Source organism: Pseudomonas sp. LBUM1672, assembly GCF_059695655.1.
Genome location: NZ_CP166781.1, coordinates 1,857,812 through 1,882,450 on the forward strand (window position 1 = coordinate 1,857,812; position 24,639 = coordinate 1,882,450).

23 protein-coding genes and 4 tRNA genes are annotated in these 24,639 nt (G+C 59.8%); 19 read left to right on the forward strand and 8 right to left on the reverse strand.

Features of this window, described 5'->3' with window-relative positions:
- Positions 1–133 precede the first annotated feature (133 nt).
- The 9 genes from cobU (at position 134) to ACA053_RS08410 (ending at position 6,774) form a co-directional block, all read left to right on the forward strand.
- Positions 134–655, forward strand: coding sequence for a bifunctional adenosylcobinamide kinase/adenosylcobinamide-phosphate guanylyltransferase (gene cobU / locus ACA053_RS08370; protein WP_497394982.1), 522 nt, complete (start codon positions 134–136; stop codon positions 653–655).
- Entirely contained in the window at positions 652–1,707 is a 1,056-nt protein-coding gene (gene cobT / locus ACA053_RS08375) for a nicotinate-nucleotide--dimethylbenzimidazole phosphoribosyltransferase (RefSeq protein WP_497394984.1), read from the forward strand. Before cobU ends, cobT begins: the two co-directional genes overlap by 4 nt.
- A complete protein-coding gene (cobC, locus tag ACA053_RS08380; RefSeq protein WP_497394986.1) occupies positions 1,704–2,279 on the forward strand; it encodes an alpha-ribazole phosphatase family protein in 576 nt (191 codons plus the stop codon). Before cobT ends, cobC begins: the two co-directional genes overlap by 4 nt.
- A 2-nt stretch (positions 2,280–2,281) precedes the next feature.
- Positions 2,282–3,013 (forward strand): adenosylcobinamide-GDP ribazoletransferase, encoded by a 732-nt coding sequence (locus ACA053_RS08385; protein WP_497316561.1) that lies wholly within the window; start codon positions 2,282–2,284, stop codon positions 3,011–3,013.
- Between the two features lie 246 nt (positions 3,014–3,259).
- Positions 3,260–4,195, forward strand: a complete 936-nt coding sequence (locus tag ACA053_RS08390; RefSeq protein WP_497312732.1) for an IS110 family transposase — start codon at positions 3,260–3,262, stop codon at positions 4,193–4,195.
- A 187-nt stretch (positions 4,196–4,382) separates the two neighbouring features.
- Positions 4,383–4,787, forward strand: coding sequence for a MarR family winged helix-turn-helix transcriptional regulator (locus ACA053_RS08395; RefSeq protein ID WP_109628667.1), 405 nt, complete (start codon positions 4,383–4,385; stop codon positions 4,785–4,787).
- A gap of 52 nt (positions 4,788–4,839) precedes the next feature.
- Complete coding sequence (locus tag ACA053_RS08400; RefSeq protein WP_497394988.1) at positions 4,840–6,048, forward strand: MFS transporter; 1,209 nt, start codon at positions 4,840–4,842, stop codon at positions 6,046–6,048.
- Positions 6,045–6,167 carry a hypothetical protein gene (locus tag ACA053_RS08405; protein ID WP_497394990.1) on the forward strand — a complete coding sequence of 41 codons (123 nt, stop codon included), beginning with the start codon at positions 6,045–6,047 and terminating at the stop codon, positions 6,165–6,167. The genes ACA053_RS08400 and ACA053_RS08405 overlap by 4 nt, the downstream gene beginning before the upstream one ends.
- A gap of 55 nt (positions 6,168–6,222) precedes the next feature.
- Entirely contained in the window at positions 6,223–6,774 is a 552-nt protein-coding gene (locus tag ACA053_RS08410) for a glutathione peroxidase (RefSeq protein WP_109628669.1), read from the forward strand.
- Between the two features lie 90 nt (positions 6,775–6,864).
- Here the strand turns inward: ACA053_RS08410 and ACA053_RS08415 are convergent, their stop codons facing one another.
- The 3 genes from ACA053_RS08415 to ACA053_RS08425 form a co-directional block, all read right to left on the reverse strand.
- Positions 6,865–8,136 (reverse strand): OmpP1/FadL family transporter, encoded by a 1,272-nt coding sequence (locus ACA053_RS08415; RefSeq protein WP_109628670.1) that lies wholly within the window; start codon positions 8,134–8,136, stop codon positions 6,865–6,867.
- Positions 8,137–8,282: 146 nt separating this feature from the next.
- On the reverse strand, positions 8,283–8,765 hold the full coding sequence (locus ACA053_RS08420; RefSeq protein WP_109628671.1) for a hypothetical protein: 483 nt from the start codon (positions 8,763–8,765) through the stop codon (positions 8,283–8,285).
- A gap of 277 nt (positions 8,766–9,042) precedes the next feature.
- Complete coding sequence (locus tag ACA053_RS08425) at positions 9,043–9,267, reverse strand: hypothetical protein (protein WP_008031832.1); 225 nt, start codon at positions 9,265–9,267, stop codon at positions 9,043–9,045.
- A gap of 941 nt (positions 9,268–10,208) precedes the next feature.
- Between ACA053_RS08425 and ACA053_RS08430 the strand changes: the two genes are divergently transcribed.
- A complete protein-coding gene (locus ACA053_RS08430) occupies positions 10,209–10,532 on the forward strand; it encodes an SEL1-like repeat protein (protein WP_109628672.1) in 324 nt (107 codons plus the stop codon).
- A 175-nt stretch (positions 10,533–10,707) separates the two neighbouring features.
- Positions 10,708–12,072, forward strand: coding sequence for a DNA recombination protein RmuC (locus ACA053_RS08435; protein WP_178082342.1), 1,365 nt, complete (start codon positions 10,708–10,710; stop codon positions 12,070–12,072).
- 140 nt (positions 12,073–12,212) lie between these two features.
- On the opposite strand, the gene ACA053_RS08440 is transcribed toward ACA053_RS08435, so the two are convergent.
- Both ACA053_RS08440 and ACA053_RS08445 read right to left on the reverse strand, forming a co-directional pair.
- A complete protein-coding gene (locus ACA053_RS08440) occupies positions 12,213–15,683 on the reverse strand; it encodes a hybrid sensor histidine kinase/response regulator (RefSeq protein WP_497316568.1) in 3,471 nt (1,156 codons plus the stop codon).
- 232 nt (positions 15,684–15,915) lie between these two features.
- Positions 15,916–16,455: a TetR/AcrR family transcriptional regulator gene (locus tag ACA053_RS08445; RefSeq protein WP_497394992.1), complete on the reverse strand. Its 540-nt coding sequence runs from the start codon at positions 16,453–16,455 to the stop codon at positions 15,916–15,918.
- 91 nt (positions 16,456–16,546) lie between these two features.
- On the opposite strand from ACA053_RS08445, the gene ACA053_RS08450 reads away from it, so the two are divergent.
- The 4 genes from ACA053_RS08450 (at position 16,547) to ACA053_RS08465 (ending at position 21,318) form a co-directional block, all read left to right on the forward strand.
- Entirely contained in the window at positions 16,547–17,740 is a 1,194-nt protein-coding gene (locus ACA053_RS08450) for an MFS transporter (RefSeq protein ID WP_497394994.1), read from the forward strand.
- Between the two features lie 42 nt (positions 17,741–17,782).
- Positions 17,783–18,094, forward strand: a complete 312-nt coding sequence (locus ACA053_RS08455) for a cupin domain-containing protein (protein ID WP_497316574.1) — start codon at positions 17,783–17,785, stop codon at positions 18,092–18,094.
- Between the two features lie 105 nt (positions 18,095–18,199).
- A complete protein-coding gene (locus ACA053_RS08460; protein WP_497394996.1) occupies positions 18,200–19,345 on the forward strand; it encodes a TDT family transporter in 1,146 nt (381 codons plus the stop codon).
- Between the two features lie 98 nt (positions 19,346–19,443).
- A complete protein-coding gene (locus ACA053_RS08465; RefSeq protein WP_497394998.1) occupies positions 19,444–21,318 on the forward strand; it encodes an MFS transporter in 1,875 nt (624 codons plus the stop codon).
- Between the two features lie 122 nt (positions 21,319–21,440).
- Here ACA053_RS08465 and sugE read toward each other — a convergent pair whose 3' ends face one another.
- The 3 genes from sugE to rdgC form a co-directional block, all read right to left on the reverse strand.
- Positions 21,441–21,755 carry a quaternary ammonium compound efflux SMR transporter SugE gene (gene sugE, locus ACA053_RS08470; RefSeq protein WP_010456757.1) on the reverse strand — a complete coding sequence of 105 codons (315 nt, stop codon included), beginning with the start codon at positions 21,753–21,755 and terminating at the stop codon, positions 21,441–21,443.
- 119 nt (positions 21,756–21,874) lie between these two features.
- On the reverse strand, positions 21,875–22,840 hold the full coding sequence (locus tag ACA053_RS08475; RefSeq protein ID WP_497395000.1) for a bile acid:sodium symporter family protein: 966 nt from the start codon (positions 22,838–22,840) through the stop codon (positions 21,875–21,877).
- A gap of 144 nt (positions 22,841–22,984) precedes the next feature.
- Positions 22,985–23,905, reverse strand: a complete 921-nt coding sequence (rdgC, locus tag ACA053_RS08480) for a recombination-associated protein RdgC (protein WP_109628681.1) — start codon at positions 23,903–23,905, stop codon at positions 22,985–22,987.
- A gap of 160 nt (positions 23,906–24,065) precedes the next feature.
- Between rdgC and ACA053_RS08485 the strand changes: the two genes are divergently transcribed.
- The 4 genes from ACA053_RS08485 to ACA053_RS08500 all read left to right on the forward strand — a co-directional run bounded on the left by ACA053_RS08485 (position 24,066) and on the right by ACA053_RS08500 (position 24,607).
- Positions 24,066–24,141, forward strand: a tRNA-Val gene (locus tag ACA053_RS08485).
- An 18-nt stretch (positions 24,142–24,159) separates the two neighbouring features.
- Positions 24,160–24,236, forward strand: a tRNA-Asp gene (locus ACA053_RS08490).
- A gap of 199 nt (positions 24,237–24,435) precedes the next feature.
- A tRNA-Val gene (locus ACA053_RS08495) sits at positions 24,436–24,511 on the forward strand.
- Between the two features lie 19 nt (positions 24,512–24,530).
- Positions 24,531–24,607 (forward strand) — tRNA-Asp (locus ACA053_RS08500).
- The last annotated feature ends 32 nt before the right edge of the window (positions 24,608–24,639 follow it).

The following is a 24,639-nucleotide window of genomic DNA, read 5'->3' on the forward strand; positions in this document are numbered from 1 at the left end:
GCCTCATCGGGGGCAAGCCCGCTCCCACAAGGATGGAGGCTGCTCACAAATAGGTGTCCACCACAGAAACTGTGGGAGCGGGCTTGCCCGCGATGAGGCCAGTCGCCTCACCGATGATTTTAAGGAATGAACCATGCTGCAACTAATCCTTGGCGGCGCCCGCTCCGGCAAAAGCCGCCTCGCTGAAAAACTCGCGACAGACAGCCAGCTTCAGGTCACCTATATCGCCACCAGCCAGCCACTGGACGGTGAAATGAACGAACGCGTCGCCCATCACCGTGCCCGTCGCCCGGCCGAATGGGCGTTGATCGAAGAGCCTCTGGAAATCGCCCGAGTGCTGCGCGAAAACGCCCGCGCCGAGCGTTGCCTGCTGGTGGATTGCCTGACCCTGTGGCTGACCAATCTGCTGATGCTCGACGACGCCGAACGTCTCAACGCTGAACGCGAAGCCCTGCTGGACTGCCTGGCCTCGTTGCCGGGTGAAATCATTTTTGTCAGCAACGAGACCGGAATGGGTGTCGTGCCGCTGGGCGAATTGACTCGCCGCTATGTCGATGAAGCCGGTTGGCTGCATCAAGCCCTGGCCGAGCGCTGCCAACGTGTCGTCCTGACCGTCGCCGGCCTGCCCCTGACTTTGAAAGGAACTGCGTTATGACTCAAACCTGGTGGCTGAACCCGTGCAAGCCGGTCGATTCGCAAACCGTGGAACTGGCGCAGGCACGTCAACAGCAACTGACCAAACCCGCCGGCTCCCTCGGCCGGCTCGAAGCCGTTGCGGTGCAATTGGCAGGGCTGCAGGGTCAGGTCAAACCGAGTCTTGATCAGCTGTGGATTGCCATTTTTGCCGGCGATCATGGTGTGGTGGCGGAAGGCGTCTCGGCGTTCCCTCAGGAAGTCACCGGGCAGATGCTGCACAACTTCGTCAGCGGCGGCGCGGCGATCAGCGTGCTGGCGCGCCAGCTCGGAGCTTCCCTGGAAGTGGTCGACCTCGGCACCGTAACGCCGTCGTTGAACCTGCCGGGCGTGCGTCACCTCAACATCGGTGCGGGCACCGCCAATTTCGTCAAAGGTCCGGCCATGACGCAGGCCCAGGGTGAACTCGCTTTGCAGGCCGGTCGCGACAGCGTGCAGCGTGCGGTCGCCGCCGGTGCGCAGCTGTTCATCGGCGGCGAGATGGGCATCGGCAACACCACGGCGGCCAGCGCGCTGGCCTGTGCCTTGCTCGATTGCCCGGTGGTGCATCTGGCTGGGCCGGGTACGGGTCTGGACGCTGCGGGTGTCAGCCACAAAGCCCGGGTCATCGAACGTGCCTTGGCATTGCATGGCGCTCAGCGCGGCGATGCGTTGCAGACGCTGTTCAACCTCGGTGGGTTTGAGATTGCGGCGCTGGTTGGCGCGTATCTGGCGTGCGCCCAGGAGGGTGTTGCGGTGCTGGTGGACGGCTTTATCTGCAGCGTCGCCGCGTTGGTGGCAGTGCGCTTGAACCCGCAATGCCGTGAATGGCTGTTGTTCGGCCATCGCGGCGCCGAGCCGGGTCATCGTCATGTGCTGGAAACACTGAACGCCGAGCCGTTGCTGGATCTCGGCCTGCGTCTGGGCGAGGGCAGTGGTGCTGCGTTGGCTGTGCCGTTACTGCGTTTGGCCTGCGATCTTCACGGGCAGATGGCAACCTTCGCCGAAGCGGCAGTGGCGGACCGCCCGGCATGACGTTGCGTCTGGACCTTCTGCGTCATGGTGAAACCGAACTCGGCGGCGGTCTGCGCGGCAGCCTCGACGATGCGCTAACCGCCAAGGGCTGGGAGCAGATGCGCGCAGCGGTGGTCGAGCAAGGGCCATGGGATCGGTTGATCAGTTCGCCGTTGCAACGTTGTGCGCGGTTTGCTGATGAACTCGGAGCGCAGTTGGGGCTGCCCGTTCACCTCGACAACGATCTGCAAGAACTGCACTTTGGTGCCTGGGAAGGGCAGCGCGCGGCGGCGTTGATGGAAACAGACGCCGAAGGGTTGGGGCTGTTCTGGGCCGATCCGTATTCGTTTACGCCGCCTGAGGGTGAGCCAGTCGGGGATTTTTCGACGCGGGTGCTGACGGCGGTGGAGCGTCTGCACGCGGCGTATGCGGGCGAACGGATCTTGTTGATCAGCCATGGCGGCGTCATGCGTTTGTTGCTGGCGCAGGCTCGGGGTTTGCCGCGAGAGCAGTTGCTGAATGTCGAGGTCGGGCATGGCTCGCTGTTTTCGTTGAGCGTCGAGTCGGGCGCCATTCTCAAGGAAACGATCTGACCATGTTGCCCTTCTGGATCGCCCTGCAATTTCTCAGCAGTTTGCCGATTCGTCTGCCCGGCATGCCGGCGCCTCAGGAACTCGGACGTTCGCTGTTGTTTTATCCGCTGGTCGGGCTGCTGTTCGGCGTCATTTTATGGGCGCTGAACTGGCTGTTACTAGGCACGCCGTTGTTGCTTCACGCCGCGCTGTTGCTGACGGTTTGGGTGCTGCTCAGCGGCGCGTTGCACCTGGACGGCCTGGCCGATAGCGCCGACGCGTGGCTCGGTGGTTTCGGCGACCGCGAGCGCACGCTGACGATCATGAAAGACCCACGCAGCGGGCCGATTGCGGTGGTGGCGCTGGTGCTGGTGTTGCTGCTCAAATTCGCCGCGTTGCTGGCGTTGATCGAGCAGCAGGACACTGTTTTGCTGATCATCGTTCCGCTGATGGGTCGTAGCGCGATGCTGGGGTTGTTTCTGACCACGCCGTATGTGCGTGCCGGCGGGTTGGGGCAGGCGCTGGCCGATCATTTGCCGCGCTCGGCGGGTAAGCAAGTGTTGGCGGTCAGTGCGTTGGCGTGTGTGCTGATCGCAGGGTTCAGCGGTGTCTGGGCGCTTGTTCTGGCGGGCGGGATGTTCGTTTGGTTGCGGCAGGTGATGCTGCGGCGATTGGGCGGGACGACGGGCGATACGGCCGGGGCGATGCTGGAGTTGCTGGAGATGGTGGTGTTGGTAGGATTGGCGTTGGTCTGATGGTTTGTGGGCAGGATGTACCGGCCTCATCGCGAGCAGGCTCGCTTGTATGTTTAGACTTGAAGGGGTGGGTGGGACTACAGACTCGATTCTGACTCTGACCAGTACAGACTGTGGGAGACTTCTCGTCCCGCCCCTTCTACCCAAAGCGCCGATAAGGAATTCATCGGTAAACCGACGATAGAGACAAGCCAGCGCAACGGTAGACCCCAACAAGCACTTAAACCCTAGCTCCGAGGATTCGTCATGACAATCCTTACTTCGCAGACGGTTGTTGGTATCGATATCGCCAAGGCCCAAATTGCTGTCTATCGCACCGACCTGCAAATCATTCAAGACATCAAGAACGATCGAACCGCCCTCAAGCGTTGGCTTAAAACCCTGCCTGCCCAAAGTGCTATCGCCGTTGAAGCCACCAACATCTACCACTTGGACACGGTAGAGCTGGCCCATGAGATGGGTCATCAGGTCTACGTGGTGGATGCTTATCGCGTGAGTCATTACCGCCGTGGCGTTGGCCAACGAGCCAAGAACGATCCCTGCGATGCGCGTTTGCTGGCGCGTTACCTGGAGAATGAACAAAGCAAACTGCGGGTCTGGAGCCCGCCACCCAAGGCCTACAGCTCGCTGAAAAGCCTGCTTCACAGACGTGCAACGCTGATCCAGAACCATGCTGGGCTGATGTTGAGTTGGGCCAATGAACCCTTGTTGAAGAAAGTGCAGGTCGCTCAGCAGAAGGCGTTCAAGCAAGCGGATCAGGCGATTCAGAAACTGCTGCGCAAGGTCAGCAAAGAGGCGGGAATTGAGGCGAATATTGATCGCTGCAAAGCCATCGAAGGCGTTGGGGAACTGACCGCAACCGGGTTGGCGACGACCTTTATGCGGGGCGATTTTGCGAACAGCGATGCGTTCATCGCATTCCTGGGAATGGACTTGGCAGTCGAAGACTCCGGCAAGAAGAATGGGCAGCGGTACCTGACCAAAAAAGGAGATCCGGAGGTTCGTCGTTTGGCGTACAACGCCGCAATGGCGGCGTGTCGCTCGCCTAAATGGAAGCCGTTTTACGAGGCATACCTGGCTAGAGGCTTCTCGAAAACCCAGGCCTTGGTTGCCTTGGCCCGAAAGCTCTGTCGAGTGGCATTTGCCCTGATGAAAAATCAGAGCGAATACCTGTCAGCCTGAGAATTCAGGGTTGCCGGGCAACATAGAATCTCCCACATTTATTGCGTCGTACATGAATTCAACATTCACTGAAGATCTACTGTGGGAGCGAGCCTGCTCGCGATTGCGGTCGGCCAGACATTTCTATATCGCTGATTGAACCCATCTGTAACTTGATTTAACACACTCGCGGGTATATACACGCACCATGCTCGACTCTCAATGTTTATGCACCAACCTGCGACGCGCCGCCCGTGGCGTCAGCAGGCATTATGACGGCGCTCTCGATGGCTTCGGAATCAACGTCGCCCAGTATTCTTTGCTGTGCAATCTGCAGCGTCTGAATGAACCGAGTATTTCCACCCTGGCCGAAGCCATGGGCCTGGACCGTAGCACCCTGGGGCGCAATCTTCGGGTGCTGGAAGGTGAGGGGCTGGTGGCGCTGGTCGAGGGCGAGGACATGCGTAACCGCATCGTCCGCCTGACCCAGGCGGGTGCTGATCGCCTGACAGCGGCCTTGCCGGCGTGGGAAGCGGCACAGCAGCGGTTGATCGACCGTCTGGGTGCCGAGAAACGCGAAACCTTGTTGCGACTGCTGGACGAACTGGCGTGATGCCGGTTTTTCCGATCATAAGCGGGTATATACCCGCTACCGGAGAATAAGAATGACCTCGATGTGGCGTACGTGCGGTTGGGTGTTGGTGGGGAGTGCGCTGATCCTGGCATTGTCGTTGGGCGTGCGACACGGCTTCGGCCTGTTTCTGGCACCGATGAGTGCCGAATTCGGCTGGGGACGGGAGACGTTTGCGTTTGCCATTGCCTTGCAGAACCTGATCTGGGGCCTGGCGCAGCCGTTCACCGGCGCGCTGGCCGACCGCTTTGGCGCGGCGAAAGTGGTGTTGGTCGGTGGTGTGCTGTACGCCTTGGGCCTGGTGTTCATGGGCTTGTCCGACTCGGCGGTAACCTTGTCCCTGAGTGCGGGCCTGTTGATCGGCATCGGCCTGTCGGGCACGTCGTTCTCGGTGATCCTCGGCGTGGTCGGTCGCGCCGTGCCGCCGGAGAAACGCAGCATGGGCATGGGTATCGCCAGCGCCGCCGGTTCGTTTGGTCAGTTCGCCATGTTGCCCGGTACGCTGGGGTTGATCGGCTGGCTGGGCTGGTCCGCGGCATTGCTGGTGTTGGGCCTGCTGGTGGCGCTGATCATTCCATTGGTAAGCATGCTCAAGGACAAACCGCTGCCTGTGCTCGGCCATGAACAGACCCTTTCCGAAGCGCTGCATGAAGCCTGCTCCCATTCGGGTTTCTGGCTGTTGGCGTTCGGCTTTTTTGTCTGCGGTTTCCAGGTGGTGTTCATCGGCGTGCACTTGCCGGCGTATCTGGTGGATCAACACCTTCCCGCCACGGTGGGCACCACGGTGCTGGCGCTGATCGGGCTGTTCAATATCTTCGGCACGTACACCGCAGGATGGCTTGGCGGGCGCATGTCCAAGCCGCGTTTGCTCACCGGTTTGTATCTGCTGCGGGCGGTGGTGATTACGCTGTTCCTGTGGGTACCGGTCACCACGACCACCGCGTACCTGTTCGGCATGGCGATGGGCTTCCTGTGGCTGTCGACCGTGCCATTGACCAACGGCACGGTGGCGACCTTGTTCGGTGTGCGAAACCTGTCCATGCTCGGTGGGATTGTTTTTCTCTTCCACCAGCTCGGCTCGTTCCTCGGCGGCTGGTTGGGCGGGGTGGTGTATGACCGGACCGGGAGCTATGACTTGATCTGGCAAGTGGCAATCCTCTTGAGCCTGTTGGCCGCCGCCCTGAACTGGCCGGTGCGTGAGCAGCCGGTAGCGCGCCTGCAAACCCGGTTGAGTGCGATATGAACGGTCTCTGGCCGCGAATAGCGGTCGCCGCTGTCGGCGCCTTGCTGCTGGCGCTGGCCTGGTGGGGCTGGCATCAAGGCGGGCTGGCGCTGATGCAGTTGGGCATGGGTGCTTGCTAGGAACAGGCGAGGGCGAGTAACTTCGTTTGTGACCATTGATCAAGGATAAACCGACATGCTGATGCGCTGGATTGCAGTCCCCGCGTTGCTGGTGGCGTTTACCGGATTGGCACAAGCGGCCGAGTGCCCGGAGTTGTTGCAGGGTTCGTTGCCCAAGCTGCGCGCCAAGGAATCCATCGACCTGTGCCAGCGGTTTGAGGGTAAACCGCTGGTGGTGGTCAATACCGCAAGCTTCTGTGGTTTCGCCCCGCAGTTCAAAAGCCTTGAGGCACTGAATCAGCGCTACAAGGATCAGGGGCTGGAGGTGATCGGCGTTCCGTCCAATGACTTCAAGCAGGAGTCCAAGGACGGCGCCGAGACCGCCAAGGTTTGCTACGTGAACTACGGCGTGACGTTCACCATGACCGAGCCACAGAAAGTCCGCGGTGACGACGCGACTCACCTGTTCAAGGTCCTCGCCAAACAGACCAGCGCGCCGAAGTGGAATTTTTACAAATACGTGGTTGATCGCAAGGGTAAGGTGATCGCCAATTTCTCCAGCCTGACCAAACCCGACGACCCTGAGTTCATCGAGGCGGTGGAAAAAGCACTGGCCTCGCAACCCTGATTGACGCCCACTAAAAAGCCCCGCCTCTGTACAAGAGCGCGGGGCTTTTTTTGATTCAGGTGGCGAGCGTTTCAGGCTCGCCGTGAATCATCAGAAGCGGTAGGTCGCGCCTACACCGAAACCGTTCGCATAGTTTTCATACTTGGCGTTGTAGTTCTGGCCACGGTTGTTGCTGTTGTCAACTTTGACCGACTCTTCACGCAGGTACGAGTACGCGACGTCGATGGTCAGGTCGTCAGTCGGGCTCCAGCCAGCGCCCAGGCTGAAAATCTTGCGATCGCCAGTCGGAATGCGTGGGGAACGGTCGGTGTTGTTGGTCGGCGCCTGGTCGACGGACAGACCGGTACGCAATACCCATTGCTTGTTCAACTGGTAGGACGCGCCGATGGCGTGAGCCCAGGTGTCGTGCCAGTTCTGTTCTTCGGTGATGGTGCCGAACTGGCCGTTCAGGATCGCCGGAACACCTTTGTTATCAACGGTGATTTCTTTCAGGCGGCTCCAGCGAGTCCAGGTGCTGCCTGCGTAGAGGGTCCACTTGTCGTCCAGCTGGTGAGTGACCGAGAAGTCCACCGATTCAGGCGTGGTCAGGTCCAGCGAGGCATCGTACTTCTGGCTTGGGTTCTGACCCACGGCAGCGAGGACGTTGTAGTCGACCTTGGTGTTGCCCTCGAGCTTGTACTTCACTTTCGAGTGGTAGGTCAGGCCGACGCGAGTGCTGTCGGTGGCTTGGACCAGCACGCCGATGTTGTAGCCCAGCGCAGTGTCGTCACCTTCGATCTTGACCTTGCCGTCCGGCGCGGCCTGGGTGATCGACAGGTTCGATTCGAGGGTGCCGTCGACGCGGTTGATGGTCGGGCCGAAACCGATGGAGACCTTGTCGTTGAAGGCGTAGCTGACAGTTGGTTGCAGGGTCACGATCTTGACTTCGCTCTTGCTGCCGAAGTAACGGCCGGCAAAGCCTTTCTCGTAGTCGGTCACCAGGCCGAATGGAGCGTAGACGCCGAAACCGACTGCCCAGTGGTCATCGATTGGCTTGACGTAGTAGCCCATCGGCACGCCCATGAAAGGGACCATGTCACCTTTGTTGGTACCGCCATTCGGACTGGAGCTGGCGTCACTGATGTCAGTGTGCGCGTCGATGAATGCAATACCGCCGGTCACTTGTTCGCGCTTGAGGCGGGACATGCCGGCAGGGTTACCAGCAATGGTGGATGCGTCGTCGGCAGAAGAAGATCGCCCGGCAAAACCTGTTCCCATCCCGCTGATGCTTTGTTCGTTGAGGGCAAAGCCACTTGCGAAAATCTGGGTGGATGCCATGGCAACGGCGAGGCTAATGGTGGTTTTGAGCATTACTTTTTTCATTATTAGAACTCCTGGTGATCACCGGGGCGAAAATTACCAACATTTTCGTCCCAGCGCTATAGGCTGTATCGCTTGAGTTAGAGCGGTTTTGTAGGACAATCCAACCAGATTCGCGACCCGTTACAGGATCTTTGGAAACCGGAGGGTCAGCAGGCGACCTGATTCATTGGTGAAACACAGGTTTGCCAAGCGTAGGTGAAGTCGCGAAGGCGACCTTGAGGCTGAAAAGTCTGGCGCCAGATTCGGGCCATTCCCAACAAGTCATCTGCGGCGGGGAGGGGAGTGTTCTGTTCTTCCACCAGCAGCCAGGCGATGGCAGTGGCGTAACGCAGGTTGACGGTCAATTCCAGGTGCGGTCCGCTGAGAAAGGCATGCTGGCTGGCCAAGCCGCGCACGAGACTTGCTCGCTCCGGGTCCAGGGCCAGGTAATGATCCCAGAGAGCCTGGTGGCGGGGTTCGGCAATTCGGTACAGGCCGTGCCCACGGCGGTCATGCAGGGCGGAACCAAGGGCTGACTGACTGGCGGCGATGCCCAGCAGCAAGGATTCGGCAGTTGCGCTATGGCGCCCTAGGTAAATCAAAGTCGGGCGGATCACATAACGGCACAGTTCGCTGGCAGCGATACCCATAAAGCCCTCGGAACATGAAGTGGTCGGCGATACCTGAAGGGAGCGTTGGCAGCTGGTGAATCGAATCAGGCTCGCCGGAAGCGGAACAAGCCGCTTGAGTTGAAGTGTAGTGTCATATTCGCGCTGTAAAGGACTGTTTTTAAAATATTTCCGGCTTCGAGTTATAACCGTTATATCGGTTAGTGCTTAGCCGCAGGCTGCCTGAGGGGAAATAACAGGCAATAAAAAGCCCCACTTTTTGAGCAGGGCTTTTGAGGTTTTCAGTCTTTCTGGCGTATCAGGCAACCAGTGCCTGACGGGTACGCTCGATCACGGCCTGCAGCGGTTCTGCGCTGGAGTATTGATCGGGGTAGAGGCGTTCGCTGTGACGAGCGATGCCGTGTTCGTTGACCAGAGTGAAGCTGAAGCAGCCTTTGCGAGCAGCCATGATCAGGCAGTTCATTGGTGCAAAAGCGTTGGTTAGGGTGCGGATGGCATCCTGGGTGTGGATTTGAGTAGTCATTAAATGGGTGTTCCTACAAGCGACACGGATAAGAACCGTGCAAAATTAAAACGTTCCAGTGACGACGACCACCATTGGTCGAACGAAGAACCCGACTGGAACAAAGCAGCCAGTTTGAAGCGCTGATAATTGGCGCGCTTGGGCTGGCAGGTAGGTACTTAGGAGGGCAGGCAACACATCAAGGGCAAAGGTTCTGGGCCCGGGGTGAAGATCCTGATCAATTTGCAGGCTGGTTCGGTCAGAGTAAGTGAGCTTCGCAACACCCTTTGCTTTCGATTCAAAGGCTGTGTTGGCGCAAGGTTTACCTGGAAACCATCGAGGTGGTCGATCCCGCTTGTTCGGTAGAGGCTTCCGTTGGGAAGGCTGACCGGGAGGATTTGTTCGACCAGAATTGACTTTCAGCTTGGTACTAACGCCGCGGATACTAACGGATCGAGTGGGCGAAGGGAAGCGTGAAAGCAAAATAATTGCAGAGCCCCGCAATCTCGCTCCGCATTGGGCCGATTTCCGACCACTGGTCATCTGTCCGGCACAAGCCTGGGACAAGGGTTTGCCAAGGTTATCCCCAGAAACGGTCTGCAAAACGCTCCGAAAAAGCGCATCGATATAACTGCCGCGAAGGTACTTGTGCACATAAGTTGCGCAGACTGTAACCGCACTGTCATCCGCGAATCGATCACAGTGGGTGCCTGTATTGAAAATTTAAGTCAATGAAAAACATCGCTTTTTTTTACTGGTGAAAAAATCGTCAGTTTGACTGCGAGCCCCATTCCACAGGGCTTTGCGAGAGTTCAAGGGCGGTTGTCCACTGAGTTATCCACAGCTTCTGTGGATTGTCCCGAGCGCTTGCTCTAGGACGGGCGTGCCGGGTTTTTTTAGGCTTTACCTGTAAGAAAAAAAGAGTAGAGTGGCGCGCCTTCCGATCTGCCCCACAGTGCTTTATGAAGTTTCGCTCCGTATCAGTTTCTGCGACCTCCACACCTCCCGGTGTTACCCCTCCCAAACGCTTTTCGATGCGAGTGGCGGAGTGGTTGCTCGATAGCCCGCGCCTGGGTGAAAACACCAACGTCAAACACTTCGCCGGGCGTTTGCTCAAGCAGCCTGCCCGTGAAGGTGTCGTGGCCGCGCAAAGTCGTCTTGGCCAGCTGATGTGCCGCGAATGCGGCAATGCCCGCGATCGCCGCATTGGCCAGGACCTGCTGCGCCAAGCCGCGCGAGCAGGGGATCGGCGCGCCCTACAGGAACTGGGCCTGGTCGAAGACTGAGCTGTCCAAGTTCTGACGCCTTGGTTACCCTTCAAGCTTTATCTCATCGGCAGGAGTCGCTATGGCTATGGACTTGACCAGCATTTTGCTTGGTCTGGCGGGCGCTGCATTGCCATTGCTGGTACTCGCCTGGCAGATCCAGCGCCGGGCGAGCGCGGGGCAGGCCGAGGTGGCCTTGCTGGAAGAGCGTCTGGCCATGTCGCAACTGGCGCAGGACGGTTTGAACGCTCAGCTCGAAGCCTGCCGCGATGAAATCGGTGATCTGAGCCAGGCCAACGGTGCCAAGCAAGCAGAGTTGGCCGCCATGCGCCGTGAAATCGAACTGCTGCAAATCGAGCGCGATGACGCCCGCGATGCATCTCACGCCTGGAACATCGAGCGCGCCGGCAAAGAAGCCGAGCTGCGGCGCCTGGACGCCCGGGCGGCCTCGCTCACCGCCGAACTGCGTGAGCAGCAGGACAGCCATCAACAACGCCTCAACGACCTGCAAGGCTCGCGTGACGAGCTGCGAGCTCAGTTTGCCGAGCTGGCGGGCAAGATCTTCGACGAGCGTGAACAGCGTTTCGCCGAAACCAGCCAGCAGCGCCTGGGCCAATTGCTCGATCCTTTGAAGGAACGCATCCAGTCTTTCGAAAAACGCGTTGAGGAAAGCTATCAGGCCGAAGCCCGCGAACGGTTTTCCCTGGCCAAGGAACTGGAGCGCCTGCAGCAGCTGAACCTGCGCCTGAGCGACGAAGCCACCAACCTCACCCGCGCCTTGAAAGGGCAGAAAACCCAAGGCAACTGGGGCGAGCTGATTCTTGAACGCGTGCTCGAACACGCCGGGTTGGAGAAGGGCCGCGAGTACCAGACCCAAGTCACGCTCAAGGGCCCGGACGGTGAGCGTTTCCAGCCGGACGTGATCATTTATCTGCCGGGCGACAAGCAGGTCGTGGTCGACTCCAAGGTCAGCCTCACGGCCTATCAGCAATACGTGGCGGCCGAAGACGATGCCATCGGCCAGATCGCCATCAAGCAGCACGTCCTGTCGCTGCGCAATCACGTCAAAGGCCTGTCGGGCAAGGATTACAAGCGACTCGACGGCTTGCACAGCCTGGATTTCGTCTTGCTGTTCGTGCCGATCGAAGCGGCGTTTTCCGCTGCCTTGCAGGCTGAGCCGACACTGTTCCAGGAAGCCTTCGACCGCAACATCGTCATCGTCAGCCCGACTACGTTGCTGGCGACCCTGCGGGTCATCGACAGCCTGTGGAAGCAAGAGCGCCAGAGCCAGAACGCCCGGGAAATCGCCGAGCGTGCCGGGTGGCTGTACGACAAGTTCGTGTTGTTCATCCAGGATCTGGATGAAGTCGGCAATCGCTTGCAGCAACTGGACAAGGCCTACAGCTCTGCGCGCAACAAGCTGACAGAAGGGCGCGGCAATCTGGTCAGTCGCAGTGAGCAGTTGAAATTGCTGGGTGCGCGCGCCAGCAAGAGCTTGCCGGCTGATCTACTGGAGCGAGCGATGACCGATGTCGATGGATTGGCTGAGTTGCCTGAATAGGTCAAAAGCTTCGCGAGCAAGCCCGCTCCCACAGGTTTTTTGGCTTGCTCACTCGATGTGTGCAACAACTCCGATTCCCTGTGGGAGCGGGCTTGCTCGCGAAGGCGTCAGCACTGCCGCCAAAGAGCTCAAGCCCTCCATCACAACGGCAAATGCCGACTCAACAACGCCCGCAACGCCGCCGGTTTCACCGGTTTGGCCAGGTACTCCAGGCCCGCCGCATGCACCTGGGCCACCGTCTCGGGCCGGCCATCGGCACTGATCACCACCCCCGGCACCGGCTCTCCCAATTGAGTGCGCAACCACGCCATCAACTCGGTCCCGGTCTCGCCATGGTCCAGGTGGTAATCCACCAGCGCCAGCTGCGGACGTACACCGTCCTTCAGCAGCGCCGCGCATTCGTCGCGGTTGCGCGCGGTCCAGACCTGGCAACCCCAGCGTGTCAGCAAGCTGTTCATGCCGATCAGGATGCTGTCTTCGTTATCGATGCACAGCACCTGCGCGCCGCTCAACACATGGCCATTGAGTTCGCTGACCTTGGCCGGCGCGACAGTCTGAGCCCGCGCGAGCGGCACGCTGACACTGAACACGCTGCCACGCCCCGGCCAGGACCGTACGCGCAAGCTGTGACCCAATACGCGACACAGCCCGTCGGCAATCGCCAGTCCCAGACCCAGGCCTTTCTCGGCGCGCGTCTGGTGGCTGTCGAGGCGTTTGAACTCCTCGAAAATCACCTGCAGTTTGTCTTCCGCAATCCCCGGCCCACGGTCCCAGACCTCCAGGCACAACTCGCCCTTGCGCCGCCGGACGCCAAGCAGCACCGGCCCCTTGGCATAGCGGAACGCGTTGGTCAGGAAGTTCTGCAGAATCCGTCGCAGCAGTTTGATGTCGCTGTCGATCCGCAACGTGCTGCCCCGAACCCGGAATTTCAGCCCTTGCTCCTGAGCCAGTGCCTTGAACTCGGCACCGAGCGCATCAAACAGTTCGTTGAGCGCGAAGGGTTTGGGGTCCGGGTTGATCTTGCCGTTTTCCAGGCGGGAAATGTCCAGCAGATCGCTGATCAAGTCCTCGGCAGAACGCAGCGAACTGTCCAGGTGATGCACCAGTTTCTGCGCCTCGCTGGACAGACCGTCCTCTTGATGGGAAAGAGCGGCGGAGAACAGGCGCGCGGCATTCAGCGGCTGCATCAGGTCATGGCTGACCGCTGCCAGAAAGCGGGTTTTCGACTGGTTGGCCGATTCTGCGGTGCCCTTGGCTTCGGTCAGCGCCACGTTGAGTTGTGACAGTTCATGGGTCCGCTCGGTAACGCGTTGCTCCAGGCCTTCGTTGGCTTCGGTCAGGGCCTGTTCGGCCTCTCGGAACGCGGTGATGTCGGTGAAACTCATGACGAAACCGCCGCCGGGCATCGGGTTGCCGATCAGCTCGATCACACGCCCGTTGGGGAACAGTCGTTCAGAGGTGTGGGCGCGGCCCTGGCGCATCCAGTGCAAACGGCGAGCGACGTGCACTTCGGCCTCGCCGGGGCCGCACAGCCCGCGTTCAGCGTTGTAGCGAATGATGTCGGCAATCGGTCGGCCAAGCCTGATCAGCCCGTCCGGGTAATTGAACAGCTCCAGATAGCGCCGGTTCCAGGCCACCAGTTTCAGCGACTGGTCGACCACGCTGATGCCCTGAGTGATGTTTTCGATAGCGCCTTGCAACAGGGCGCGGTTGAACTGCAGCACCTCCGAGGCTTCGTCGGCGATGCGGACGACATCCTCCAACTGCATTTCCCGACCTTCGATGGCGGCCTTTACCACCGCGCGCGTCGAAGAAGCGCCGAGTACACCGGCCAGCAACCGTTCAGTGTGAGCAATCCATTCACCGTCAGCGTTCTGGTTCGGGTTGAAGCCTTTGCCTTGGCGGTAGGCAAAACGGATGAAGCTCTGCCGCGCCCGTTCTTCACCGACGAAGCGTGCAGCCAGTTGCAGCAAATCGTTGATCTGCACCGCCAGCATCGAGCGGGCGCTGGGGCGTGCGCTGATTTCCTGGCCGATGAAACGACCGGCCTGCCAGTGCTCCGACACCCGCGTGCGTGACAGCACGGATACCCAGGCGAACAGCGTGAAGTTGGCCGCCAGCGACAGCACCACGCCTTGGGTCAGCGGGGTCAGCGGCAGGTTCAGCGGGTTGCTGTGCAACCAGGCCAGCCCTGGAAAGCTACTCAAGGACAAACCGAGGCTGTGGGCGGCGATTGGCAGAATCAGGGTGTAGAACCAGAGGAATGTCCCGGCGGCGAGGCCAGCGAAAACCCCTCGGCGGTTGGCCTGCTTCCAGTACAGCGCGCCGAGCATGGCCGGGGCCAGTTGGGTCACGGCGGCGAAGGCGATCTGGCCGATGGTCGCCAGGCTGGCGGTCGAGCCAAGCAGGCGATAACTGACATAGGCCAGCAACAGAATCACCACGATGCTGACGCGGCGCACCGAGAGCATCCACTGGCGGAACACTTCGAACGGTCGCTCAGCGTTGTTCCGCCGCAGCAGCCACGGCAGCAACATGTCGTTGGAAACCATGGTCGACAGCGCCACGCTGGCGACGATCACCATGCCGGTCGCCGCTGAGGCGCCACCGATAAAGGCCAGCATCGCCAGGGCCGGGTGGGCTTGGGCCAGCGGCAGGCTGATGACGAAAGAGTCCGGCAGTACCGAGCTGGGCAGCAGCATCTGACCAGCGAGGGCGATCGGTACGACGAACAGCGCGGCCAGCGCCAGGTAAGCCGGGAACACCCATTTGGCCAGGCGCAGATCCTGGGGATCAATATTTTCCACCACCGTCACGTGGAACTGCCGGGGCAGGCAAATGATCGCCATCATTGCCACGCCGGTCTGCACCACCATCGACGGCCAGTTGATGGTTTCCTTCCAATACTCTTCGAGGCGCGGGGCGAGCATGGCCTGGTTGAACAGGTCGTCGAAGCCGTCGTACAGGCCGTAAGTCACGAATGCCCCGACCGCGAGAAACGCAAACAGCTTGACCAGCGATTCAAAGGCAATCGCCAGCACCATGCCACGGTGGTGTTCCGTGGCGTCGAGGTTGCGGGTACCGAAGACAATGGTGAACAGCGCCAACACCAGCGACACGATCAGCGCCGTGTCCTGCGCGCGAGTGCCCATGGCGTCGGCACCGGCACCGATCAGCAGGTTCACCCCGAGCACGATGCCCTTGAGCTGCAAGGCGATGTAAGGCAGCACGCCAACCATGCAGATCAGCGCCACCACCACCGCCAGCGATTGGGATTTGCCGTAGCGGGCGGCGATGAAGTCGGCGATGGAGGTGATGTTCTCCTGTTTGCTGATCATCACCATTTTTTGCAGGACCCACGGCGCGCAGACCAGCAACAGGATCGGCCCGAGGTAGATCGGCAGGAATGACCAGAGCTGCTCGGCGGCCTGGCCGACAGCGCCAAAGAAGGTCCAGCTGGTGCAATAGACCGCCAGCGACAGGCTGTACACCCACGCGCGCACTCGCGGCGGCAACGGTGTGCTGCGACGGTCGCCGTAAAAGGCGATGGCGAACATGATGGCCATATAGGCCAGGGCGACGACGGCGATCAGCCCGCTGGACAGCGACATGGGAACTCCCGGCAAAAGACACCCGGGACTCCCGCCCGGTCAGACAGTCTCGCACGATGGCCGGGGTTAGTCAGTGTCGACCAAGGTCGTGGCGTGGTGGGGTGTCGCAGGGTGTTTGTCAGTTGGATTTTTAGTGTTTGTGCTGGCCTCTTCGCGAGCAAGCCCGCTCCCACATTGGATTTGCGTCGTTCACAAATTCCCTGTGGGAGCGGGCTTGCCCGCGAAGACGGCCTCACTGACTCAACGCAATCTCGATCAACTGATGCAATTCCCCAACCTCCAACGGTGCCGCCGAAAACAGGATGCGAAACACCGTCGGTGCCGCCACCAAATTGATCAATCGATCGACACTCGGCTTCGGCTGATCCGGGTAACGATCCAGAATCGCCTGCAACTGCCCGCCAATGATCGTCGCGCAGTAAACCGGTGTGATGCTGCATTGCACGTCGCGCAGCATGTTCCGGCCGGGCTCGGAGCTCATCTCGTCCAGATACTGCTCCGCCCAGGCCCGCACATCACCGCGCAAGCTGCCGGTGACGGCCGGTTCGCTGTCCGGGCGCAGGCGGGCGAGGGCGACGTCGGCCAGCAACACCGACAAATCGCCCCAACGCCGATAGATCGTCGACGGCGTCACCCCCGCGCGCGCAGCGATTTGCGGGACGGTCACGGTGGCGCGGTCCTGCTCTTCGAGGAGTTGGCGGACAGCCGAATGAATCGACTCTTGCACCCGGGCGCTTCGACCGCCGGGGCGTAAACCTTCTTTAATAGCCATACGGCGGACCTTAACACAAAGAATTTGCTTTAAGCGCTGGCCAGTAGCACACTCCGCAAACGCAATAAATTAGCTTTTGCGGAGTGTGCGCATGTCCAGCTCGATATCAAACCGTTCCAGCCTGTGGTTTCTGGCGATTACTTTACTGAGTTTTCTTGCCGCTTCCACTGCGCCAACGCCGCTGTACCACTTGTATCAGGAACACCTGCAATTCTCAGCAGCGACCCTGACCCTGATCTTCGGCGTCTACGCCATCAGCCTGCTCGCGGCGTTGCTCACCGTCGGTTCGCTGTCGGATTACCTGGGGCGAAAACCGGTGATTTTCACCGCTGTGGTGCTGAACATGCTGGCTATGCTGCTGTTTATCAATGCCGACAGCGTCGCCTGGTTGATCAGCGCCCGAGTGCTTCAAGGCTTTGCTACCGGAATGGCCACGGCTGTATTAGGTGCCGCGCTGCTCGACACTGATCGCCAGCAAGGTCCGCTGGTCAATAGCGTCGCGCCGCTGCTCGGCATGGCGGTGGGTGCCATGGGGTGTGGTTTGTTGGCCGAGTTTGCGCCGTTGCCGCTGCAATTGACCTTTTGGGTGTTGCTCGGACTGTTCGGGTTGCAAGCGCTGTACGTCTGGCGTCTGCCGGAAAGCGTCAGCCCACAAGCGGGGGCATTGGCTTCGCTGTTTCCGACCCTGCATGTACCGATCCAGGCGCGGCGCGTGTTGTGGCTGGTGCTGCCGCTAAACACCGCCGCATGGGCGCTCGGCGGCTTCTTTGCCTCCCTCGCGCCGTCCCTTGTACGGACGGCCACCGGATCGACCTCGAATCTGATTGGCGGCGCGACAGTGGCTGCGCTGACCGTCACCGGCGCATTGATGATCTACACCTTGCGCAGTCGCCCGGCTGACAAAGTCTTGCGGATCGGCGCAAGCATTCTGCCCGTGGGTGTAGCGCTGATTTTACTGGCGGTCCACAGCGCCAGCCTGCTGCTGTTTTTCATCGGAACGCTGGTGGCCGGATGCGGTTTCGGGGCCAGTTTCTTGGGTTCGTTGCGCAGTGTCGTGCCGCTGGCCTTGCCTCACGAACGGGCCGGGTTGATGTCGGCGTTTTATGTGCTCAGTTATCTGGCGTTCTGTCTGCCGTCGTTGCTGGCGGGGAACCTGACGCGAGCCTTTGGTCTGGTGGCGACGACCGATGGTTATGGCGCGGTGCTGATTATCCTGTCGGTCAGTGCTCTGCTCGCGTTGATGCGTCAGGAGCCTGTCAAAGTCTGTGGCGCCAATGTTCGATGACCGCTAGCCTTGGCACCGCCACTCATTTCGACGGACCACCCGATGAAGATCATTCGCAGCAAATCCTTCACCGCTGACCGTGCCTGGGGCGCCCTGGATATCGCCAACATGAACGGCATCACCACCCGTTTGCACTGGACCGACCAACCGTATAAATGGCATGTCAACGATGGGCAGGAAGTGTTCGTCGTGCTGGATGGGCAAGTGCGGATGCACTACCGCGAAGAGGGCGTCGAAAAGGAAACACTGCTGGACGTGGGCGATATTTTCTATGCGTCGGTCGGCACCGAGCACGTCGCTCATCCACAAGGTGCGGCGAGGATCCTGGTGATCGAAACGGAAGGCAGCGTCTGACGCTATATCTGCTAAACAGATAACAGTTAGAGATATTACCCGTTATATAGATATTCGATTCGGATCTACCATGAATTCCACCTCACAAGAGGAGAGGAATTCATCATGACATGCCCCAACACCACCGGTTTCAAGCCACTCAGCCATTTGCCACACCCGCTTGAGGCTATTCGCCAATTCACGCCCAACTGGTTCGCCGCGACCATGGGCACAGGCGTGCTGGCATTGGCGCTGGCGCAATTGCCCGTCGCCATACCCGGCCTGCATGCGGTGGCCGAAGGCCTATGGCTGCTCAACATCTGCCTCTTTGCATTGTTCACCGCCGCCTACGCAGCACGCTGGGTGCTGTTCTTCGATGAGGCTCGGCGGATTTTCGGCCATTCCACGGTCTCGATGTTTTTCGGCACCATTCCCATGGGGTTGGCGACCATCATCAACGGCTTCCTGGTGTTCGGCTTGCCGCGCTGGGGCGACGGAGTGATTCATGTCGCCGAAGTGCTGTGGTGGCTGGATGTGGCCATGTCTCTGGCCTGCGGCGTATTGATTCCGTACATGATGTTCACCCGTCAGGAACACAGCATCGACCAGATGACAGCGGTCTGGCTGTTGCCAGTGGTCGCGGCGGAAGTGGCTGCCGCCAGTGGAGGTCTGTTGGCACCGCACCTCGCCGATGCCCATTCGCAACTGGTGGTGCTGACGACCAGCTACGTGCTGTGGGCCTTTTCCCTGCCGGTGGCGTTCAGCATTCTGACGATCTTGTTACTGCGCATGGCGCTGCATAAATTGCCTCACGAAAACATGGCTGCCTCCAGCTGGCTGGCGCTGGGGCCGATCGGCACCGGGGCCTTGGGCATGTTGCTGCTGGGCGCCGACGCGCCGGCCATCTTTGCGGCCAACGGTCTGCCGGGCATCGGTGAAATTGCTGAAGGGCTGGGCCTGGTGGCCGGGATCACGCTGTGGGGCTTCGGCTTCTGGTGGATGCTGATGGCTGTGCTGATCACCGTGCGTTACCTGCGCGAAGGTATCCCGTTCAACCTTGGCTGGTGGGGCTTCACCTTCCCGCTGGGCGTCTATTCTCTGACGACGTTGAAACTGGGCAGCACCTTGAACCTGGCGTTTTTCAGTGTCTTTGGCTGCGTGCTGGTGGCGATGCTGGCGGTGATGTGGCTGATCGTCTCCACACGCACGGTGCAAGGCGCGTGGCGGGGCGAGTTGTTTGTCTCGCCGTGCATTGCAGGATTAAAGAAATAAGCGGCAAAGATTAGGTAATGTGTGGCCTGAATCGACGTTCGACATTCCAATAACAGTCGCCAAGCCACTCTCTACCCAACATCAGGGACACATGGAAGATGAGCCACCCCTCGCAGTTCACCTTGCTTCGCACCCGGCGCTTCCTGCCATTCTTTATTACGCAGTCCCTCGGGGCGTTCAACGACAACATCTTCAAGCAGTCGTTGATCCTCGCCATTCTGTACAAGCTGACTATCGAAGGTGACCGTTCGATCTGGGTCAACCTGTGCGCGCTGCTGTTTATTCTGCCGTTCTTCCTGTTCTCGGCGCTGGCCGGCCAGTTCGGCGAAAAGTTCGCCAAGGACGCGCTGATCCGTCTGATCAAGCTCGGGGAAATCGCCATCATGGCGGTCGGCGCGGTCGGATTCCTGTTCGATCACCTGTCGCTGATGCTGGTGGCGCTGTTCGCCATGGGCACCCACTCGGCGCTGTTCGGGCCAGTAAAATATTCGATCCTGCCCCAGGCCCTGCGAGAAGAAGAGCTGGTGGGCGGCAACGGGCTGGTGGAAATGGGCACGTTCCTTGCGATCCTCGCCGGCACCATCGGCGCCGGGATCATGATGTCCTCCAGTCATTACGCGCCCATCGTTTCCACCGCGATCATCGGTATCGCGGTGCTCGGCTACCTGGCCAGTCGCAGCATTCCCCGAGCGGCCGCTTCATCACCCCAAATGCGCCTGAACTGGAACATCTTCAGCCAGTCCTGGGCCACCTTGAAACTGGGCCTGGGGCAAACGCCTGCGGTGTCGCGTTCCATCGTCGGCAACTCGTGGTTCTGGTTTGTCGGGGCGATTTATCTGACGCAGATCCCGGCCTATGCCAAGGAATGGATGCACGGCGACGAGACCGTGGTGACGCTGATTCTGACGGTGTTCTCGGTGGGTATTGCCCTCGGTTCGATGCTTTGCGAAAAACTCTCCGGACGCAAAGTCGAGATCGGCCTGGTGCCGTTCGGTTCCTTTGGGCTGACGGTGTTTGGCTTGCTGCTGTGGTGGCATTCGGGCGGTATTCCAGACAGCGTTGATGGCCATGGCTGGATCGAAATCCTGGGGTTTGGCCACACCTGGCTGGTGCTGGTCGACATTCTCGGCCTGGGGATCTTCGGTGGTTTCTACATTGTGCCGCTGTATGCGCTGATTCAGTCGCGCACCCCCGAGAACGAACGGGCGCGGGTGATTGCCGCCAACAACATTCTCAACGCATTGTTTATGGTGGTGTCGGCGATTGTCTCGATCGTTTTGTTGAGCATGGTCGAGCTGTCGATCCCGCAGCTGTTTCTGGTGGTGTCGCTGCTGAACATCGGCGTCAACGCCTACATCTTCAGCATCGTTCCTGAATTCACCATGCGCTTCATGATCTGGCTGCTCAGCCATTCCATGTACCGCGTGGAGCATCGCAACCTCGATCTGATCCCGGATGAAGGCGCGGCGTTGCTGGTCTGCAACCACGTGTCCTTCGTTGATGCGCTGCTGATTGGCGGCGCGGTGCGTCGGCCGATTCGCTTTGTCATGTATTACAAAATCTACAACCTGCCGGTGCTGAACTTTATCTTTCGCACGGCGGGGACGATTCCGATCGCGGGTCGCCAGGAAGACATTCAGATTTACGAAAAGGCCTTCACACGGATTGCTCAATATCTGAAGGACGGTGAGCTGGTGTGCATCTTCCCTGAAGGCAAGTTGACCGCTGACGGGGATATGAGTGAGTTCAAGGGCGGGCTGGTGCGGATTCTTGAAGAGACGCCGGTGCCGGTGATTCCGCTGGCGTTGCAAGGACTGTGGGGGAGTTTCTTCAGCCGCGATCCGGGCAAGGGGTTGTTTCGTCGGTTGTGGTCGCGGGTGACATTGGTGGCAGGGCCGGCGGTGGCGGTTGAGGCGGCGGAGCCAGCGAAGTTGCAGGCGATGGTTGGGGATTTGCGTGGGACCGTTAGATAGTTGGCGAGTGTGGTGGCCTCATCGCGGGCAGCCCGCTCCCACAGGTTTTTTGGCGTGCCACAGATGGCAGGCATAAAACTGAACCCTGTGGGAGCGGGCTTGCCCGCGATAGCGGTAGTGGCTTAGGCGCTAACCTTGAGGCCAATCAACCCGGCAATAATCAACGCAACGCTGGCCAGCCGGAACAGCGCCATCGACTCGCCAAACAAAATAATCCCGGCGATGACCGTGCCCACGGCACCCACACCGGTCCAGATCGCATAGGCCGTGCCCAGCGGCAATTCCTTCATGGCAAGGCCCAGCAAACCAAGGCTGATCGCCATGGCGGCAACGGTCAATGCGGTCGGGAGAGGGCGGCTGAAACCGTCGGTGTACTTCAGGCCAACGGCCCAGCCGACTTCGAACAGACCGGCGAAAAACAGAATGATCCAGGACATGAAAGACCTCCATCGATTGACGGGGTCGTCCCCAGACTAATGACTCGATCGAGCCGCGAGGTCGTCCTCGCGTTGCGCCATAGAGTGCCCATCATTAATCCGGGGATCAAGTTTGCGGATCACTCGGCAGCTTGTTGTGCCGCGGTTTCGCGGTCTTGTTTCTCGCTCATGCGGCGGAAATACGTCGAAAGCAACGCCCCGGAAATGTTGTGCCAGACGCTGAATAGCGCGCTAGGCACCGCCGCCAGTGGCGAGAAGTGCGCACTGGCCAACGCGGCGCCCAGACCGGAGTTCTGCATGCCGACTTCCAGCGCCAGGGATTTGCGCTGGGCCAGTGGCAAGTTGAACAGGCGCCCGGTGAAGTAACCCAGCAAATAACCGAAGCTGTTGTGCAGCATGACCACGGCCATGATCAGCAGGCCAGACTCGGCGATCTTCGCCTGGCTGGCGGCCACCACGGCGGTGACGATGATCACGATGCTCACCACCGAAATCAGCGGCAACACTTCCACCGCATGGCGCACCCGATCACCCAGCAGGCGTTGGGCAACCACACCGAGCACGATCGGTAGCAGCACGACTTGCAGGATCGACCAGAACAGCTCCATGAAGGACACCGGCAGCCACGCCGAAGCCAACAGCCAGATCAGCGCCGGCGTCAGCAACGGAGCGAGGAGGGTGGTGACAGCGGCGATGGCCACCGACAGCGCCAGGTCACCGCGCGCCAGCCAGGTCATTACGTTCGACGAGGTGCCGCTTGGGCAGCAGCCGACGAGAATCACGCCGACGGCGATTTCCGGCGGCAGGTGAAACGCCTGGCAGAGCAACCACGCCACGCCGGGCATGATCACGAAATGTGCAACCACGCCCAATGCCACGCGCCATGGATGGCGAGCGACTTCGGCAAAGTCTTCGAGTTTGAGGGTCAGGCCCATGCCGAACATCACCAGGCCCAACAGCGGCACGATCGCGCCTTTCAGGCCGATGAACCACGCCGGCTGCAAAAACGCCACGACGGCGAAAATCAGTACCCAGTAAGCGAAGGTGTTGCCGACAAAACGACTCAATGCAGCGAGGGCGCGCATGGCCTGATCCTTTTTATTAAGTAACACCACGAAACCAATGTGGGAGCGGGCTTGCTCGCGAAGAGGCCGGTACATTCAACATTTATGTCGCCTGTAAGACCGCCTTCGCGAGCAAGCCCGCTCCCACATTTAGACCACGTCGGTTTAGATCCCCTGCGGAAGCTCTTCACCGCCCAACGCTTCAACCAGTGCCGGCAGGAAGTCGCCGAAGGTCAGCATCATCAGGGTGAAACTGGCGTCCAGCTGGCCGAGGGCTTCTTCGCCGCCGTCCTGTTCCGCCTGGTCTTGCAGCAGGTCTTCGAACTTCAGGCGCTTGACCACCATCTTGTCGTCGAGGACGAAAGACAGCTTGTCTTGCCAGGCCAGCGACAATTGAGTGACCACTTTGCCGGTGCTCAAGTGCAGCTGGATTTCTTCGCTGGTCAGGTCCTGACGCTTGCAACGCACGATGCCACCGTCTTCGTGGGTGTCGCGCAGTTCGCACTCGTCCAGCACAAAGAAGTCGTCCGCGGCTTTCTGGGTGGTGACCCATTCGGTCATGGTCGCGGTCGGCGACATTTTAACGGTCAGTGGACGTACTGGCAGTGTGCCGATCACTTCACGCAAAGTGGACAGCAGGTCTTCGGCACGTTTCGGGCTGGCCGAGTTGACCAGGATCAGGCCCTGTTTCGGTGCGATGGCGGCGAAGGTCGACGAACGACGGATAAAGGCACGCGGCAGGAACGCCTGGATGATTTCATCCTTGATCTGGTCGCGTTCCTTTTTGTAGACCTTGCGCATTTGTTCGGCTTCGATCTCTTCGACCTTTTCCTTCACGGCGTCACGCACGACGCTGCCCGGCAAGATGCGTTCTTCTTTACGGGCGGAGATCAGCAGGAAGTCGCCGCTGACGTGCACCAGGGGTGCATCTTCGCCTTTGCCGAACGGCGCGACGAAACCGTAGGTGGTCAACTCCTGGCTTGCACATGGACGCGCCAGTTTGGTGGCCAGTGCAGTTTCCAACGCCTCGGCATCAAAAGGCAGATCTTGGGTCAGGCGATAGATAAGCAGGTTTTTGAACCACATGGGGCGAGTCTCTCCTTTATACAAAGGGGGGCATTATTCTCTTAGCGAAGCCATAGGCCAACCCTTCTCTAAGCCTTTGGAAGGGCTGCAAAAATTATTTAAAAAAGTGCTTGCCAGAGGTGGGGTCGCTCCGTAGAATGCGCGCCACACCGAAAGTGAAGGGTGATTAGCTCAGCTGGGAGAGCGTCTGCCTTACAAGCAGAATGTCGGCGGTTCGATCCCGTCATCACCCACCATTCGCTTTAGTGTTACGCGCAGCGGTAGTTCAGTCGGTTAGAATACCGGCCTGTCACGCCGGGGGTCGCGGGTTCGAGTCCCGTCCGCTGCGCCATATTCGGTAACCTGGAATGCTGAACGCCAGGTCACCACGGAAAAGCCCGCTAACGCGGGTTTTTTTCTGCCCAAAGTTTGTACGTTGTTCCTGCAGGTCGTGTCGTTTCACCGGATTTCAGATTTTTTTGAAAAATTATTCAATTAAATCAACACTTTACGAAAATCTGTGGCACAATGCGCCCCGCAACGAAGGTAAAGGGTGATTAGCTCAGCTGGGAGAGCGTCTGCCTTACAAGCAGAATGTCGGCGGTTCGATCCCGTCATCACCCACCACTTACTTTCAACGCTACGCGCAGCGGTAGTTCAGTCGGTTAGAATACCGGCCTGTCACGCCGGGGGTCGCGGGTTCGAGTCCCGTCCGCTGCGCCATATTCGGTAACCTGGAGCGCTGAACGCCAGGT